The organism is Streptomyces sp. NPDC002680 (assembly GCF_042889145.1).
GTDB classification, from domain to species: Bacteria; Actinomycetota; Actinomycetes; order Streptomycetales; family Streptomycetaceae; genus Streptomyces; species Streptomyces adonidis.
This window is the reverse complement of sequence record NZ_JBIAQP010000011.1, coordinates 53,291-68,971: the sequence shown is the minus strand read 5'-3', so window position 1 is coordinate 68,971 and position 15,681 is coordinate 53,291. Positions and strand designations below refer to the sequence as shown.

General features: G+C 68.7%; 13 protein-coding genes and 2 tRNA genes. 12 read left to right on the top strand and 3 right to left on the bottom strand.

The annotated features are described in order from the left end of the window. Nucleotides 1-57 precede the first annotated feature (57 nt). Nucleotides 58-1,236, top strand: a complete 1,179-nt coding sequence (locus tag ACFYXF_RS27870; RefSeq protein WP_389353428.1) for a PP2C family protein-serine/threonine phosphatase — start codon at nt 58-60, stop codon at nt 1,234-1,236. A gap of 28 nt (nt 1,237-1,264) precedes the next feature. Here the strand turns inward: ACFYXF_RS27870 and ACFYXF_RS27865 are convergent, their stop codons facing one another. Beyond that, nucleotides 1,265-2,449: a cation:proton antiporter gene (locus ACFYXF_RS27865; RefSeq protein ID WP_389353426.1), complete on the bottom strand. Its 1,185-nt coding sequence runs from the start codon at nt 2,447-2,449 to the stop codon at nt 1,265-1,267. Nucleotides 2,450-2,633: 184 nt separating this feature from the next. On the opposite strand from ACFYXF_RS27865, the gene ACFYXF_RS27860 reads away from it, so the two are divergent. Both ACFYXF_RS27860 and ACFYXF_RS27855 read left to right on the top strand, forming a co-directional pair. Further along, a complete protein-coding gene (locus tag ACFYXF_RS27860) occupies nt 2,634-3,080 on the top strand; it encodes an HD domain-containing protein (protein WP_389353424.1) in 447 nt (148 codons plus the stop codon). Nucleotides 3,081-3,286: 206 nt separating this feature from the next. Continuing rightward, on the top strand, nt 3,287-3,481 hold the full coding sequence (locus ACFYXF_RS27855) for a hypothetical protein (protein ID WP_006383514.1): 195 nt from the start codon (nt 3,287-3,289) through the stop codon (nt 3,479-3,481). 60 nt (nt 3,482-3,541) lie between these two features. On the opposite strand, the gene ACFYXF_RS27850 is transcribed toward ACFYXF_RS27855, so the two are convergent. Further along, a tRNA-Gly gene (locus ACFYXF_RS27850) sits at nt 3,542-3,612 on the bottom strand. 140 nt (nt 3,613-3,752) lie between these two features. Between ACFYXF_RS27850 and ACFYXF_RS27845 the strand changes: the two genes are divergently transcribed. The 5 genes from ACFYXF_RS27845 (at nt 3,753) to clpX (ending at nt 9,056) form a co-directional block, all read left to right on the top strand. After that, a tRNA-Pro gene (locus ACFYXF_RS27845) sits at nt 3,753-3,829 on the top strand. Between the two features lie 197 nt (nt 3,830-4,026). Next, complete coding sequence (gene tig, locus ACFYXF_RS27840) at nt 4,027-5,421, top strand: trigger factor (RefSeq protein WP_389353422.1); 1,395 nt, start codon at nt 4,027-4,029, stop codon at nt 5,419-5,421. 786 nt (nt 5,422-6,207) lie between these two features. Beyond that, nucleotides 6,208-6,822: an ATP-dependent Clp protease proteolytic subunit gene (locus ACFYXF_RS27835; RefSeq protein WP_389353904.1), complete on the top strand. Its 615-nt coding sequence runs from the start codon at nt 6,208-6,210 to the stop codon at nt 6,820-6,822. A 53-nt stretch (nt 6,823-6,875) separates the two neighbouring features. Then, nucleotides 6,876-7,574, top strand: a complete 699-nt coding sequence (locus ACFYXF_RS27830) for an ATP-dependent Clp protease proteolytic subunit (RefSeq protein ID WP_105974453.1) — start codon at nt 6,876-6,878, stop codon at nt 7,572-7,574. Nucleotides 7,575-7,769: 195 nt separating this feature from the next. Further along, entirely contained in the window at nt 7,770-9,056 is a 1,287-nt protein-coding gene (gene clpX, locus ACFYXF_RS27825; RefSeq protein ID WP_235479131.1) for an ATP-dependent Clp protease ATP-binding subunit ClpX, read from the top strand. Nucleotides 9,057-9,141: 85 nt separating this feature from the next. On the opposite strand, the gene ACFYXF_RS27820 is transcribed toward clpX, so the two are convergent. Beyond that, nucleotides 9,142-10,098 (bottom strand): hypothetical protein, encoded by a 957-nt coding sequence (locus ACFYXF_RS27820; RefSeq protein WP_389353420.1) that lies wholly within the window; start codon nt 10,096-10,098, stop codon nt 9,142-9,144. Nucleotides 10,099-10,234: 136 nt separating this feature from the next. On the opposite strand from ACFYXF_RS27820, the gene ACFYXF_RS27815 reads away from it, so the two are divergent. From ACFYXF_RS27815 to ndk, 4 genes are all read left to right on the top strand, one after another. Continuing rightward, nucleotides 10,235-12,859: a valine--tRNA ligase gene (locus ACFYXF_RS27815; protein WP_389353418.1), complete on the top strand. Its 2,625-nt coding sequence runs from the start codon at nt 10,235-10,237 to the stop codon at nt 12,857-12,859. Between the two features lie 245 nt (nt 12,860-13,104). Further along, nucleotides 13,105-14,589, top strand: a complete 1,485-nt coding sequence (locus ACFYXF_RS27810) for a bifunctional folylpolyglutamate synthase/dihydrofolate synthase (protein WP_389353417.1) — start codon at nt 13,105-13,107, stop codon at nt 14,587-14,589. A 5-nt stretch (nt 14,590-14,594) separates the two neighbouring features. Then, nucleotides 14,595-14,957, top strand: a complete 363-nt coding sequence (locus ACFYXF_RS27805; protein ID WP_389353415.1) for a DUF4233 domain-containing protein — start codon at nt 14,595-14,597, stop codon at nt 14,955-14,957. Between the two features lie 68 nt (nt 14,958-15,025). Further along, complete coding sequence (ndk, locus tag ACFYXF_RS27800) at nt 15,026-15,439, top strand: nucleoside-diphosphate kinase (protein ID WP_006375945.1); 414 nt, start codon at nt 15,026-15,028, stop codon at nt 15,437-15,439. Nucleotides 15,440-15,681: the final 242 nt, after the last annotated feature.

The window sequence follows — 15,681 nt, the reverse complement described above, 5'->3', positions numbered from 1 at the left end:
GGACAAGTGGGACCTCCCGTGCCAAGCAGCTGGTCCGATGGATAGGGTCCCGAACTAATGGCAGCAGGACGAGAGCGGCGCGCGGAAGCCGAGACGTTCACGGCCCGGTTGAAGAAGCAGGCTCACCGGGTCCGCACCGGCCTGCGCAGATCCGCCGTGGACTACTTCCGGGGCGACGGCTCGGACTGGATCGCGCTCGCGGGCCTGCTCCTCACGATCCCGATCATCGCGGCCACCACCCTGGCCAACTCGGTGTGGTGCTCACCGGCCGCACTGGTCCTCCCGATCGTGGCGGGCGGCCTCCTGCTGCGCCCGGCCAGCCTGCTGAGCCTGTACGCGGCGGCGGCCACGGCACTGATCGTGGAGTCGGTGAAGCTGGGCCCGTACACGGAGGGCCCCAGCAGGGTCACGCCGGGAGTGGTCCTGGTAGTAGCAGCCTGCGGATTCTTCGGACTCCTCATCGCGCAGTTCCGCAGCCGAGTGGGCGTTCCCTGGCGACGCGGCGGCACGATGCTGTTCGACCTGCGCGAACGCATCCGCGTCCAGAGCAAGCTCCCGCAGCTGCCGCAGGGCTGGCACCGGGAGATGGCGCTGCGTCCGGCGGGCGGCCAGTCGTTCTCGGGCGACTTCGTGGTGGCGGCCCGGACGAACGGGGGCCGCACGATGGAGGTGGTCCTGACAGACGTGTCGGGCAAGGGAATGGACGCAGGCTCAAGAGCCCTGTTGTTGTCAGGCGCCTTCGGAGGCCTACTGGGCTCCCTCCCGCCCCATGCCTTCCTCCCGGCGGCGAACGGGTACCTCCTCCGCCAGGACTGGGACGAGGGCTTCGCGACCTCGATCCACCTCGTCCTGGACCTGGACTCCGGCGACTACGAACTCTTCTCGGCGGGCCACCCACCGGGTCTCCAGCTCAGCGCGGGCACGGGCCGCTGGGAGGAAAAGGCAGCGGAGGGCCCCCTGTTGGGCGTGTACGACGGCGCCCAGTTCGACCCGGTCAAGGGATCCCTCCGCCCCGGCGACGTCCTGATGCTCTTCACGGACGGCCTGGTGGAAACCTCGGACCGAGACATCGTCGAGGGCATCGACCGCCTCACAGGAGAGGCCGACCGCTACGTGGCAGGCGGCTTCCACGGAGCGGCCTGGCACCTGATCGAGGCGGTGGCAAAGGACGTCAACGACGACCGAGCCCTCCTCCTGATCTGCAGAGAGGGCCCCACGGCCCAGGCGACCATTTAGCCCGTCCGGCGTTTGAGGACGAGCGCGTTCAGCGCGACAAGCGGGGGTCTGGGGGCGAAGCCCCCAGGGGATGGGAACGGGTAGGGGCGGCGGGGGCGAAAAAACCAGGCACCCACCCCGCAACCACCGGCCCCAACACCGCCAGCACCAGCACATACCCCGCGATGAACGGCGACAGCCGCGCATCCAACCCCGCCCCCGCAGCCATCGTCGCCAGAATCAACGCGAACTCCCCCCGAGCCAACAACGTGGTCGAGATCACGGAAGCCCCCCGCGCCCCGAACCCGTACACCCGAGCCGCCCCCACCCCCGCCAGCACATTCATCCCCAACGTCACAGCAACCGCCGCCAACACCGGCCACACCACCACCGGCAGATCCCCGGGATCGATCGACAACCCGAACGCGAAGAAGAACATCGCCCCGAACGCGTCCCGCAACGGATGCACCAGCTTCCGTATCCGCTCCCCGGACGCCGTACTCCCCAGCATCAGCCCCACCATGAACGCCCCGATCGCGTCCGCGACCCCGAACCACTCGGACACCCCGGCCACGAACACCGCCGCGCCCAGGAACGAGATCACCAGCAACTCGTCGTCCTCGACGGCGAACAGTCGCCCCACGACCCGCGTACCGAACCGTGCCGCGAGCGCCAGCAGCAACAGGAACCCGAAGGCCTTGCCTCCGTCGAGAACCGCGGCCCCCAGCGAATCCGCCCCGGACAACACGGGCTGCAGCGCGGCGAGATACAGCGCGAGGAAGACGTCCTCGACGACGATGATGCCGAGGATCGGCTTCGCCTCGGGACTGCCCAGCCGACCGGTGTCGACCAGCACCTTCGTGACGATGGCGGACGACGATATGCCCAGCACCCCGGCGAGGACCAACGCCTCGGAGGTGCCCCACCCGAGGGCGAATCCGAAGCCCAGGCCGGCGCCGACGTTCAGCGCGAGATACGTGCCCCCGGCCAGCGCCATCCGCCGGCCACCCGCCTTGAGGTCGTCCAGATGGAATTCGAGGCCGAGGTAGAAGAGCAGCAGCACGAGCCCGAGGGCCGAGAGCATCTCCATGTCGTGCGGGTCGGAGACGAGCACGATGCCGGGGGTGTGCGGGCCGAGCAGTATCCCGGCCAGGATGAAGAGAGGGATGGTCGGCAGCCCGATCCGGCCGCCGAGCCGGGCGAGAACAGCGGCGGCGAGAAAAGCGCCGCCCATGGCGATGAGTGTGTCCGCGTGTCCGATGAGCCTGCCTCCAGAGTCAAGAGAACGTCAAGAAAGCGTCAATACTTACTTTACCAAACGATCGCTGGACCCCACCGAGTCATCCGCAACCCACACTGACCGGATGACGGAAAACCCTCCGAACCCCCAAGCGCGCCCAGCGCCCTCAGCGCCCCCAATGCCCCCAACCCCCTTGACCCTGGCCGAAGTAGAGGCGAAGGCCCGGGCCGCACACGCCACCCAGACGGACAAGGCGGGCCGCCCCTACGCCGAGCACCTCCAGGCGGTCGCCGAGGGCGTACGCGCGCGTGGCGGCGACGACGAGCAGATCGCGGCGGCCTGGCTGCACGACGCCGTGGAGGACGACGCGCTGTCCGAGAGCTGGCTGGAGGAGGCCGCGCTGTCCCGCCGTACGAAGGACATCGTGCTGGCCGTCACCAAGCGCGCGGGGGAGGCCCCCGAGGCGTACGCCCGGCGCATCCTCGACACCCCGGGCGCGCTCCTGGTCAAGGAGGCGGACCTGGCGCACAACGCGGACCCGGTCCGCCTCGCGGCACTGGACGCCTCGACCCGCACCCGTCTCACCGAGAAGTACGCCGGAATGCGCGCGCTTCTCGGCCTATAGAGGTGGAGAAGTCAGCCTAATTACCCATAAAGAACAGATTCATGTGCCGTGGGTTTGTCTGTGCGGACAAATCGATCCGGTGGGGCCGATGATGCGTCACCGGCCGCATACGGTGGCCTGGTTGGTGGCACGATGGATCTGGCGGGGGTGCGAGGGAACGCATCCCTGGGCCGGTAGAGCGGACCGACCGTAGGGTGTGATCAGTTGTGGCCATTTCGTTGTCAGTGGTGCTGATGTTGGGAATCATCCTGGTGGTGCTGATTCGCGGAGGCACGATCAAGGCGGGCCCGGCGGTGGTCGCCATCCTCTTCGGCTTCTTCCTCGCCTCGACCGGCATGGCGGACGACATCCAACGATTCCTGAACTCGATAGCCGACACGATCAACGAGATCCAGTTCTGACCGCCGTGGGGAAACGCGATCGGCCCGGTTCCAGGGGAACCGGGCCGACGGCGAAGACAGAGCGGGCGACGGGAATCGAACCCGCGTAGCTAGTTTGGAAGACTAGGGCTCTACCATTGAGCTACGCCCGCACGCGTGCGCCGCAGGTCAGATGACCGCGGCACAGAAGGCATCGTAGCGGTTCACGGCACCTCGACGCACACCGTGTTTCCACTCTTGAAATGCGGCAACCCCACGGCCTGCGGGCATGTACCCTACGTGTCGCACCAGACGGGGTGTGGCGCAGCTTGGTAGCGCGTCCGCTTTGGGAGCGGAAGGCCGTGGGTTCAAATCCCGCCACCCCGACCACCTGCCGGACCACCGGCGAGATCACCTTTTGGGGCGAGTACCGCCTGCGGCTACTATGCAAGCTGCGCGCCCGTGTGTCTGCGTTGTTACGTCCCTCAAGGGCCGCGAATCCGCTGAGGCTCAGGCACGTCCGGCAGAGGACAGCAGCAGAACCCTCAGCAGAATCCCAAGAAGTCAGCCCCCAAGGAGACCGAACCGTGAAGAGCGCCGTGGAGACCCTGAACCCGACCCGGGTTCGGCTCAGCATCGAGGTGCCCTTCGAGGAGCTCAAGGACAGCCTCGACGCGGCGTACAAGAAGATCAACCAGCAGGTCACGGTGAAGGGCTTCCGGAAGGGCAAGATCCCGGCGCGCGTCATCGACCAGCGGTTCGGCCGCGGTGCGGTTCTGGAGGAGGCGGTCAACGACGCGCTCCCGAAGTTCTACACCGACGCGGTCAACGAGGCCGAGCTGAACGTCCTGGGCCAGCCCGAGGTCGACATCACGGAGCTGAAGGACGGCGAGACGCTGAACTTCACCGCCGAGGTCGACGTCCGCCCGACCATCGAGATCCCGGACTACTCCGGCATCGAGGTCGAGGTCGACGCGATCGAGGTCACCGAGGAGGACATCGACAAGTCGGTCGAGCAGCTCCGTGAGCGCTTCGCCTCCACCTCCCCGGTCGAGCGTGCCGCCGAGGACGGCGACGTCGTGACGCTGGACCTGGAGGCCAAGGTCGACGGCGAGGTGCTGGAGGACGGCGTCGCGAGCGGCGTCTCCTACACCATCGGCTCCGGCGAGCTGCTGGACGGCGTCGACGCCGCGGTGACGGGCGTGGAGGCCGGTGGCGAGGCCACCTTCACCTCTGAGCTGAAGGGTGGCTCGGCGGCCGGCAAGGAGGCCGAGGTCACCGTCAAGGTCACCCAGGTCGCCGCCCGTGAACTCCCGGCCCTGGACGACGAGTTCGCCCAGCTCGCCTCCGAGTTCGACACCCTGGAGGAGCTGCGCGCGGACAGCCGCAAGCGCCTCGAGAACATGAAGCAGTACGACCAGGCCACGCAGGCCCAGGAGCGTGTCCTGGAGAAGCTGCTGGAGCTGGTCGAGGTGCCCGTCCCCGAGAAGCTCCTCGAGGACGAGATCAACACCCGCAAGCACAACCTGGAGCACCACCAGCTCGGCCAGATGGGCCTCGACCTCGAGAAGTACCTGGAGATCCAGGGCAAGACGGCCGAGGAGTTCGACACCGAGACCAAGGAAGCCGCGGTCAAGGGCATCAAGACCCAGTTCGTCCTGGACGAGCTGGTCAACAAGGAGAAGCTGAACGTCAACCAGGAGGAGCTCACCGAGCACCTCATGCGGCGCGCGGCCTCCTCCGGCATGTCCCCCGACCAGTTCGCCCAGGCGGTCGTCGAGGGCGGCCAGGTCCCGATGCTGGTCGGCGAGGTGGCCCGCGGCAAGGCCCTGGCGGTAGTGGTCGAGGCCGCCACGGTGAAGGACACCAACGGCGAGATCATCGACCTCGACGACGAGGAAGAGGACGAGACCATGGAGGCCGCCTCCGAGGAGACCCCGGCCGCCGAGACCGAGTCCCCCGAGGAGAAGCCCGAGGCCTGAAAGCCACGGCACCTCTGACGCACACAGAACAGGCCCCCGGGAGCTTCGGTCCCCGGGGGCCTGTTCGCGCCCCACGGGGGCCACAGGGCTGCATCAGACAGGCACACCAAGCCCACGGGACGAGCCCCTAAGACGCACGGAACCGTGTCAACGCACGGCTCTGCCGCGTGGGCGCGCCGACCCCCGACGCCGGGCCCGACGTCATCCACACGCCCACAGGGACGCGCCCGAAAGGGGCGCGGGGCATCGATCTGCGGCACCGCCGCGTGGGCGCACCAAGCCCCCACTCCGGGTGCGACGTCATCCGCGCCCACAGGGACGCGCCCCAAAGAGGCGCGGGCCTGTATCCATCCGCGGCTCCGCCGTGTGGGCGCGCCAAGCCCCCACTCCGGGCCCGTCGCGATCCGCGCCCACAGAGACGCGCCCCAAAGGGGCGCGGGGAACTGCGCGACAAGCCCCCACAGCCCCGCACCCGCCCACCCCCGGCGGAGCCACGGCGAGAAGCATCCGGGGCCCGGGGCGGGAGCCCCGCGACGGTCGCCGAAACCCCGGCCGCCGCACAGCCGACCCACACCGGAGACCCTGCTCAACCCCGCGGAGCACATGCGCTCACAGCGAACAGTTCCATTCCCGGGATTCCCCGGAGGGACCCGCGCGTTAGGGTCCATGAGTACGAGGGCAGGGGAGTCCCCGAATAACGCCGGACGGCCCCACGCCCCGGCAGAACACGTGAGACGGCCCGGCGCCGTCGTAAGACGAGCAGGTGGATACGACGTGACGAATCTGATGCCTTCCGCCGCCGGCGAGCCTTCCATCGGCGGTGGCCTCGGCGACCAGGTCTACAACCGGCTGCTCAACGAGCGGATCATCTTCCTCGGCCAGCCGGTCGACGACGACATCGCGAACAAGATCACCGCGCAGCTGCTGCTTCTTGCCGCCGCTGACCCGGACAAGGACATCAACCTCTACATCAACAGCCCCGGCGGCTCGATCACGGCCGGTATGGCGATCTACGACACCATGCAGTTCATCAAGAACGACGTGATGACGATCGCCATGGGCCTCGCCGCCTCCATGGGCCAGTTCCTGCTCAGCGCGGGTACGCCCGGCAAGCGCTTCGCGCTGCCGAACGCCGAGATCCTGATCCACCAGCCCTCCGCCGGCCTCGCCGGTTCGGCGTCGGACATCAAGATCCACGCCGAGCGGCTGCTGCACACCAAGAAGCGCATGGCCGAGCTGACGGCACAGCACACCGGCCAGACCGTCGAGCAGGTCACCCGAGACTCGGACCGCGACCGCTGGTTCGACCCCGAGGAGGCCAAGGCGTACGGCCTCATCGACGACGTGATCGCCACGGCCGCAGGCATCCCGGGCGGCGGCGGCACCGGCGGCGCGGGCTAGCAAGCGCCCTCACCGCCCTCCAGCCCCCGCCTCAGCCCCTTTCAGGAGACATCGTGAACGACTTCCCCGGCAGCGGCCTCTACGACCGTACGAGGGCGGCACAGGCCGCCCAGGCGCAGTACACCGGCCCCAGCGCCGAATCGCGCTACGTCATCCCGCGCTTCGTCGAGCGCACCTCGCAGGGCGTGCGTGAGTACGACCCGTACGCGAAGCTCTTCGAGGAGCGTGTGATCTTCCTCGGCGTGCAGATCGACGACGCCTCCGCCAACGACGTCATGGCACAGCTGCTGTGCCTGGAGTCGATGGACCCCGACCGGGACATCTCGGTCTACATCAACAGCCCCGGTGGCTCGTTCACGGCCCTCACGGCCATCTACGACACGATGCAGTTCGTGAAGCCGGACGTCCAGACGGTCTGCATGGGCCAGGCGGCCTCCGCCGCCGCGATCCTCCTCGCGGCCGGTACGCCGGGCAAGCGCATGGCGCTGCCCAACGCGCGCGTGCTGATCCACCAGCCGTACAGCGAGACCGGCCGTGGTCAGGTCTCCGACCTGGAGATCGCGGCCAACGAGATCCTCCGGATGCGTGCCCAGCTGGAGGACATGCTGGCCAGGCACTCCACCACGCCGATCGAGAAGATCCGCGAGGACATCGAGCGCGACAAGATCCTCACGGCCGAGGACGCGCTCGCGTACGGCCTGATCGACCAGATCATCTCCACCCGGAAGATGAACAACGCCAGCGTCCGCTGACGTACTGGTAGGCGTACCGGTAGACGCGGAAGCTGTATCGTCTGCCGCCCCTTGGCACGGTTTGACTCGGAGCACGTCAAAGTGAACCGCGCCAAGGGGGGCCCGAACGGGGGGCCCGGCAAGGTACCGTCGGACATAAGGCAGCACCAGGAGCCGCTGGACCTAGGCGTCTCCCAGGCGAAGGGGAAGCACACCGTGGCACGCATCGGTGACGGCGGCGATCTGCTCAAGTGCTCGTTCTGTGGCAAGAGCCAGAAGCAGGTCAAGAAGCTCATCGCAGGCCCCGGTGTGTACATCTGCGACGAGTGCATCGATCTCTGCAACGAGATCATCGAGGAAGAACTCGCCGAGACGAGCGAGGTGCGCTGGGAGGAACTCCCCAAGCCCCGCGAGATCTACGAGTTCCTCGAGGGGTACGTAGTCGGGCAGGAGTCGGCCAAGAAGGCCCTGTCCGTCGCGGTGTACAACCACTACAAGCGGGTCCAGGCCGGTGAGAACGGCGGCGGTCAAAGCCGCGACGACGCCATCGAGTTGGCGAAGTCCAACATCCTCCTGCTGGGCCCCACGGGCTCCGGCAAGACCCTCCTCGCGCAGACCCTGGCGCGCATGCTCAACGTCCCGTTCGCCATCGCCGACGCGACGGCGCTGACGGAGGCCGGGTATGTCGGCGAGGACGTCGAGAACATCCTGTTGAAGCTGATCCAGGCGGCGGACTACGACGTCAAGAAGGCCGAAACCGGAATCATCTACATCGACGAGATCGACAAGGTCGCGCGGAAGAGTGAAAACCCGTCGATCACGCGTGACGTGTCCGGCGAGGGCGTCCAGCAGGCCCTGCTGAAGATCCTCGAAGGCACGACGGCCTCGGTCCCGCCGCAGGGCGGACGCAAGCACCCGCACCAGGAGTTCATCCAGATCGACACGACGAACGTCCTGTTCATCGTGGGCGGCGCCTTCGCGGGCCTGGAGAAGCTCATCGAGTCGAGGGCGGGTGCCAAGGGCATCGGCTTCGGCGCGACGATCCGCTCCAAGCGCGAGATGGAGAACAAGGACCAGTTCGAGGCGGTCATGCCCGAGGACCTGGTGAAGTTCGGGATGATCCCGGAGTTCATCGGCCGCCTCCCTGTGATCACCTCGGTCCACAACCTGGACCGCAAGGCGCTCCTCCAGATCCTGGTCGAGCCGCGCAACGCCCTCGTCAAGCAGTACCAGCGCCTCTTCGAACTCGACGGCGTGGAGCTGGACTTCGAGCGCGAGGCCCTGGAGGCCATCGCCGACCAGGCGATCCTGCGCCAGACCGGCGCGCGCGGTCTGCGCGCCATCATGGAGGAGGTCCTCCAGGCGGTGATGTACGAGGTCCCGTCCCGCAAGGACGTGGCCCGCGTCGTCATCACGGCGGACGTCGTCCTGTCGAACGTGAACCCGACCCTGATCCCGAGGGACGCGCGCGGGCGCGGCCCGGGCGAGCAGAAGACGGCGTAACGGCGGCGCAGGACAAAGGAATTGCGGAGGGGCCCCGGTCAACAGACCGGGGCCCCTCCGCAGTTGAGGCGTCAGCCGAGGCGTGTCAGGCCTTGACGCGCACGTCCGCGCGGAGCTTGGCGGCGAGTTCGGCCGCCTCCTCCATCGTGGCGGCCTTGCCCGAGGCCAGGGAGGCGATGTCGTACGTCAGGACGTAGCTGAGCGTGCTGTGGTCGCCCCAGATGCAGAACGGCATCTGCGTCGTCGTCCCGGACTCCGTGCTCTCGATCTGCTGGCACTTCATGATGCCGTTGTCGAAGCCGGCGGGCGTGAACTCCTGCGGGCTGCCGACGAGTTTGCCGTCGCCGGAGGCCGTGCTCTTCGCCGACTCCGACTTCATCTGGGCGAACATCGCGTCGACGACCTTCTCGGGGTCGTCGATGGTGCCGTACACACCGGCGAACATCAGGGTCTTGGCGGTGAGGCTCTCGCCCGAGGCGTACACGGCGCTGACGTCCTTGGGGTTCTCGACCCCCCAGGCCTCGGCGTCCTTGATCTCGTCCTCGGTCAGCCCGTCGGCCGCGGAGTCCCCGCTCTTCTTGTACGCGCCGTCGAGCACGGTCGCCGGCGCCGTCAGCTTGTGCGCCCCGTCGTCGGCGATGCCGGAGGCACTGCCCGAGCCACTGCCACCGCCGAGCACGAAGTACGCCCCCACGGCGATGGCGGCCACGACGGCCACCGACCCGAGGACGATCGCCGTCGTCTTCTTCTTGCCCCCACCCGGCGGCGGCTGCGGAACCCCGTACGGGGCCTGGCCGTACGGCGGCTGCTGGCCGTAGCCGGGCTGCTGACCGTACGGGTTCGGGGCGGCCTGCTGCGGATAGCCGTAGCCGGGCTGCGCGGGCGGGGGCGGAGCCTGCTGGGGGTAGCCGTAGCCGGGCTGCGGAGGGGCCTGAGGCGCTTGGGGCGGCTGGCCGTACGGACCCGGCTGGCCGGCCGGCTGCCCGTACGGTCCGGGCTGCTGGGGTGGTCCGCCGTACGGGCCCGGCTGGTTGTAGCTCATCTCTGGGTTCCCCTCCAGATGCTTATGTGTTCCTGACATCCTCGCGCAGGCCAGGGGCCCGAGTTGCCCCGGGTGTCCCACCGTTACGAAAGAATCGAGTTTCGGGACACGGTGGTGACGCCTCTAAACTGACCGGGTGACCGAGAACGCTCAGCAGCAGCCAACAGCGCCCAGCACCGAACTGCCGACCCAGTACGCGCCGGCCGAGGTAGAGGGGAAGCTGTACGAGCGCTGGGTGGACCGGGGCTACTTCGCCGCCGACGCGAAGAGCGACAAGCCCGCCTACACCATCGTCATCCCGCCGCCGAACGTGACGGGCTCCCTCCACCTGGGCCACGCCTTCCAGCACACGCTCATGGACGCCCTCACCCGCCGCAAGCGTATGCAGGGCTACGAGTCGCTCTGGCTCCCCGGCATGGACCACGCGGGCATCGCCACCCAGAACAAGGTCGAGCAGCAGCTCGCCGAGGAGGGCAAGTCCCGCCACGACCTGGGCCGCGAGGAGTTCGTCGAGCGGGTCTGGCAGTGGAAGGAGGAGTACGGCGGCAGGATCCTCGGCCAGATGCGCCGCCTCGGCGACGGCGTCGACTGGAGCCGCGAGCGCTTCACGATGGACGAGGGCCTCTCCAAGGCCGTCCAGACGATCTTCAAGCGCCTCTACGACGACGAGCTGATCTACCGCGCCGAGCGGATCATCAACTGGTGTCCGCGGTGTCTTACGGCCATCTCGGACATCGAGGTCGAGTACCAGGACGACGCGGGCGAACTCGTCTCGATCAGGTACGGCGAGGGCGAGGACAGCCTGGTCGTCGCCACCACCCGCGCCGAGACGATGCTCGGCGACACCGCCGTCGCCGTTCACCCCGACGACGAGCGCTACAAGCACCTCGTCGGCAGGCAGATCAAGCTGCCGCTGACGGACCGGACCATCCCGGTCGTCGCCGACACGCATGTCGACCCGGAGTTCGGCACCGGCGCCGTCAAGGTGACCCCGGCCCACGACCCGAACGACTTCGCCATCGGGCAGCGCCACAACCTGCCCAACATGACGATCATGGACGAGCACGGTGTCATCACCGTCCACGGCCCCTTCCTCGGCCTGGACCGCTTCGAGGCCCGCTCCGCCGTCGTCGGCGCCCTGCGCGGACAGGGCAGGATCGTCGCCGAGAAGCGCCCGTACACGCACTCCGTCGGGCACTGCTCGCGCTGCTCCACCACCGTCGAGCCGCGCCTGTCCCTCCAGTGGTGGGTCAAGGTCGAGACGCTCGCCAAGGCCGCCGGTGACGCGGTCCGCGACGGCCGGGTCTCGATCCACCCCGAGGAGATGTCCAAGCGCTACTTCGACTGGGTCGACAACCTCAACGACTGGTGCATCTCACGCCAGTTGTGGTGGGGCCACCGCATCCCCGTCTGGTACGGCCCGGACGGCGAGGTCGTCTGCGTCGGCCCCGACGAGCAGCCGCCCACCGGCGAGGGCTGGACCCAGGACACCGACGTCCTCGACACCTGGTTCTCCTCCGGCCTGTGGCCGTTCTCCACCCTCGGCTGGCCGGAGCAGACGCCGGACCTGGAGAAGTTCTACTCGACGGACGTCCTGCTGACCGGTCACGACATCATCTTCTTCTGGGTCGCCCGGATGATGATGTTCGGCCTGTACGCCATGGACGGGGTGGCCCCGTTCAAGACCATCGCCCTGACCGGCCTGGTCCGTGACGAGCGCGGCAAGAAGATGTCGAAGTCCTTCGGCAACGTCGTCGACCCGCTGGACTGGATGGACAAGTACGGCTCCGACGCCGTCCGCTTCACCCTGGCCAAGGGCGCCAACCCCGGCACCGACGTCCCGATCGGCGAGGACTGGGTCCAGGCGTCCAGCAAGTTCGCCAACAAGATCTGGAACGCCACGCGCTTCGCGCTGATGAACGGCGCCACGATCGAGGGCGACCTCCCGCCCGTCGAGAAACTCTCGGCCACGGACCGCTGGATCCTCTCCCGCCTGAACAAGACGGTCGCGCAGGTCGACGCGTACTACGACGACTTCCAGTTCGCGAAGCTCAGCGACGCGCTCTACCACTTCGCGTGGGACGAGGTCTTCGACTGGTACGTGGAGCTGTCGAAGACGACCTTCTTCGCGGGCGGCGAGCAGGCCAAGGTCTCCGGCCGGGTCCTCGGCGAGGTCATCGACGTCATGCTGCGGCTGCTCCACCCGGTCGTCCCCTTCGTCACCGAGACGCTGTGGACGACGCTGACCGGCCGTGAGTCCCTCGTCATCGCCGAGTGGCCCAAGGACAGTGGCTTCCGCGACGAGGCTGCCGAGGCCGAGATCGGTACGGTCCAGGCCGTCGTCACCGAGGTCCGACGCTTCCGCAAGGAGCAGGGCCTCCAGGACGGCCAGAAGGTCCCCGCCCGCCTCACCCTCGACGGCACGGCCCTGTCCGCCCACGAGCCGGCCATCCGCCAGCTCCTCCGCCTCCAGCCGGAGGGCGAGGGCTTCGCGGCCACGGCAACCCTCCCGGTCGCCGGCGCCACGGTCGCCCTCGACCTCTCCGGCACGATCGACGTCGCGGCGGAGCGCAAGCGCCTCGCGAAGGACCTCGCGGCAGCGGAGAAGGAACGCCAGCAGGCAGAGGCCAAACTGGGCAACGAGGCCTTCCTGGCAAAGGCCCCGGACCAGGTGGTGGACAAGATCAAGGCCCGCCTCACCAAGGCGGCCGAGGACATCACCCGAATCCAGACCCAACTGGAGAGCCTGCCCCAGGCGTAACCAGCCGTTTCCTCGCCCCCGCCGCCCCTACCCGTCCCATCCCTGGGGGCTGCCGCCCCCAGACCCCCGCTGTTGGCCCTGAAGGGGCCTCGTCCTCAAACGCCGGACGGGCTGAACTACTCAGCCCCTCCGGCGTTTGAGGAGCGGGGGTTCGGGGGCGGAGCCCCCGAGGATGGGACGGGTAGGGGCGGCGGGGGCGAAAACCCACGCGTTCGGGCAGCGCGGCGGCTCCGTAGACTGACTCCGTGAGCGACACCGACCCCTTCGACGACATCATCGACGCCGAGACCGACCGAGACCCCGACCTCGCGGTCATCGAGGCCGGCAGCCGCACCCTCCGCACCCAGGGCGGAGCCCCGAGCGCAGACGTGCCCGGCCGCCCCACCGACCCCGAGGTCGACAAGGCCCTCCGCACCGTCGAGGCGGACCTCGCCACCCGCTGGGGCGAAACCAAGCTGGAGCCCAGCGTCAGCCGTATCGCCGCCCTGATGGACGTCCTGGGCGAGCCCCAGCGCGCGTACCCCTCGATCCACATCACCGGCACCAACGGCAAGACCTCCACCGCCCGCATGATCGAGGCCCTCCTCGGCGCCTTCGACCTGCGCACCGGCCGGTACACCTCCCCGCACGTCCAGTCGATCACCGAGCGGATCAGCCTCGACGGGGCGCCCATCCCGGCCGAGCGGTTCGTGGAGACGTACGACGACATCAAGGCGTACGTCGAGATGGTCGACGCCCAGCAGGAGTTCCGGCTCTCCTTCTTCGAGGTGCTGACCGGCATGGCGTACGCGGCCTTCGCCGACGCCCCTGTCGACGTGGCCGTCGTCGAGGTCGGGATGGGCGGCAGCTGGGACGCCACCAACGTCATCGACGCCGACGTGGCCGTCGTGACACCCATCGACCTCGACCACACCGACCGGCTCGGCGGGACGCCCGGTGAGATCGCCGTCGAGAAGGGCGGGATCATCAAGCAGGACGCGACCGTGATCCTCGCCCAGCAGCCGGTCGACGCGGCCCAGGTGCTGCTGAAGAAGGCCGTCGAGGTGGACGCCACGGTGGCCAGGGAAGGCCTGGAGTTCGGGGTCGTCAGCCGCACGGTCGCCGTCGGCGGGCAGATGCTGACGCTGCGCGGGCTCGGCGGGGAGTACGAGGAGATCTTCCTGCCGCTGCACGGCGGCTACCAGGCCCACAACGCGGCCGTCGCCCTCGCCGCCGTCGAGGCGTTCTTCGGCGTCGGCACCCAGCGGCCCGAACCCCTCGACACCGACACCGTGCGCAAGGCGTTCGCCGCGGTGACGTCCCCCGGGCGGCTGGAGATCGTACGGCGGTCTCCCACCGTCGTGCTCGACGCCGCGCACAACCCGGCGGGCGCGCGGGCCACCGCCGAGGGGGTCGGCGAGGCCTTCGACTTCAGCCGGCTGATCGGTGTGGTCGGGGCCAGCGGCGACAAGAACGTACGGGGGCTCCTTGAGGCCTTCGAGCCGATCTTCGCCGAGGTCGTGATCACGCAGAACTCCAGCCAGCGCGCGATGGACGTCGACGAGCTGGCCGCCATCGCCGTCGAGGTCTTCGGCGACGACCGGGTCCAGGTCGAGCCGCGGCTCGACGACGCCCTGGAGGCCGCCATCACCCTCGCCGAGGAGGACGGGGAGTACTCGGGCGCCGGAGTGCTCGTCACCGGCTCCGTCATCACCGTCGGCGAGGCCCGACTGCTCCTGGGGAGGGGCTGACTTCCGTGCGTACGCTCTGTGCTTCGACCCTGATCGGTGAGGTCTTCGTGATCGGTTTCGCCGGTCTCGTCGCCATGAAGGACCCCGACCTGGCCACGTCGACCGTGTGGACGGTCAGCGGCATCGCCATGCTGCTGTGCGTGCTGCTGTGCGGTGTGATCACCCGGCCCGGCGGCATCCAGCTCGGCTGGGCGCTGCAGATCGCGCTCATCGCGTCCGGCGTCGTCGTCCCGACCATGTACTTCATGGGCGTGATGTTCGCCGCGCTGTGGTGGGCCTCCGTGCACTACGGCCGGAAGATCGACGAGGCGAAGGCGAGATTCGCCGCGCAGGCCCAGTCGGCCGGTGCCAGTCCTGACGCTGCGTGACACCCGCTCAGGGCGGCCCTGTAGCCTCTGAGCACCGCACATACGTGACCTCGAATGGAGCCACCCCCGTGACTCAGCGCACCCTCGTCCTCCTCAAGCCCGACGCCGTCCGTCGCGGCCTGACCGGCGAGATCATCGGCCGGATCGAGCGCAAGGCCGGCTGGCGTATCACCGCGCTGGAGCTGCGCACCCTGGACCAGGAGACGCTGGAGCAGCACTACGGCGAGCACAAGGGCAAGGTCTTCTACGAGCCCCTCGTCGAGTTCATGGCATCCGGCCCCGTCGTCGCCCTGGTCGTCGAGGGCGAGCGGGTCATCGAGGGTGTGCGCGCGCTCGCCGGGCCCACCGACCCCATCGCCGCCGCCCCCGGTTCCATCCGCGGCGACTACGGCGTGATCGTCCGCGAGAACCTCATCCACGCCTCCGACTCCGAGGAGTCCGCCGAGCGCGAGCTGAAGATCTTCTTCCCCGGCCGCGACTGAGTACCGGCGTATCCGGCCGGTGAACTTCTTGCGCAGTTTCTGCACACACCGTTTCTGAGGAACCGTCACCTCACTCGGATGCCCGAGAATTGTCTGACCTGGGACGGCCGTCGAAAACCGGCCGTCCCCCGGCATATGCGTGCCGATCGGGGGAACGCCTACCCCCGAACGCTCGTCTCCAGAAGCGAGACGGCACATCGCATGCTGACAATGGCGAAGACCCTCGCGCGGTGTTCGTGCAG

Bases quoted from the DNA above. Each gene is read 5' to 3' on its own strand.
- ACFYXF_RS27865 (WP_389353426.1), bottom strand. From the start codon at position 2,449: ATGGGCGGCGCTTTTCTCGCCGCCGCTGTTCTCGCCCGGCTCGGCGGC.
- ACFYXF_RS27835 (WP_389353904.1), top strand. From the start codon at position 6,208: ATGCCTTCCGCCGCCGGCGAGCCTTCCATCGGCGGTGGCCTCGGCGAC.
- ACFYXF_RS27860 (WP_389353424.1), top strand. From the start codon at position 2,634: ATGCCCCCAACCCCCTTGACCCTGGCCGAAGTAGAGGCGAAGGCCCGG.
- ACFYXF_RS27820 (WP_389353420.1), bottom strand. From the start codon at position 10,098: ATGAGCTACAACCAGCCGGGCCCGTACGGCGGACCACCCCAGCAGCCC.
- ACFYXF_RS27870 (WP_389353428.1), top strand. From the start codon at position 58: ATGGCAGCAGGACGAGAGCGGCGCGCGGAAGCCGAGACGTTCACGGCC.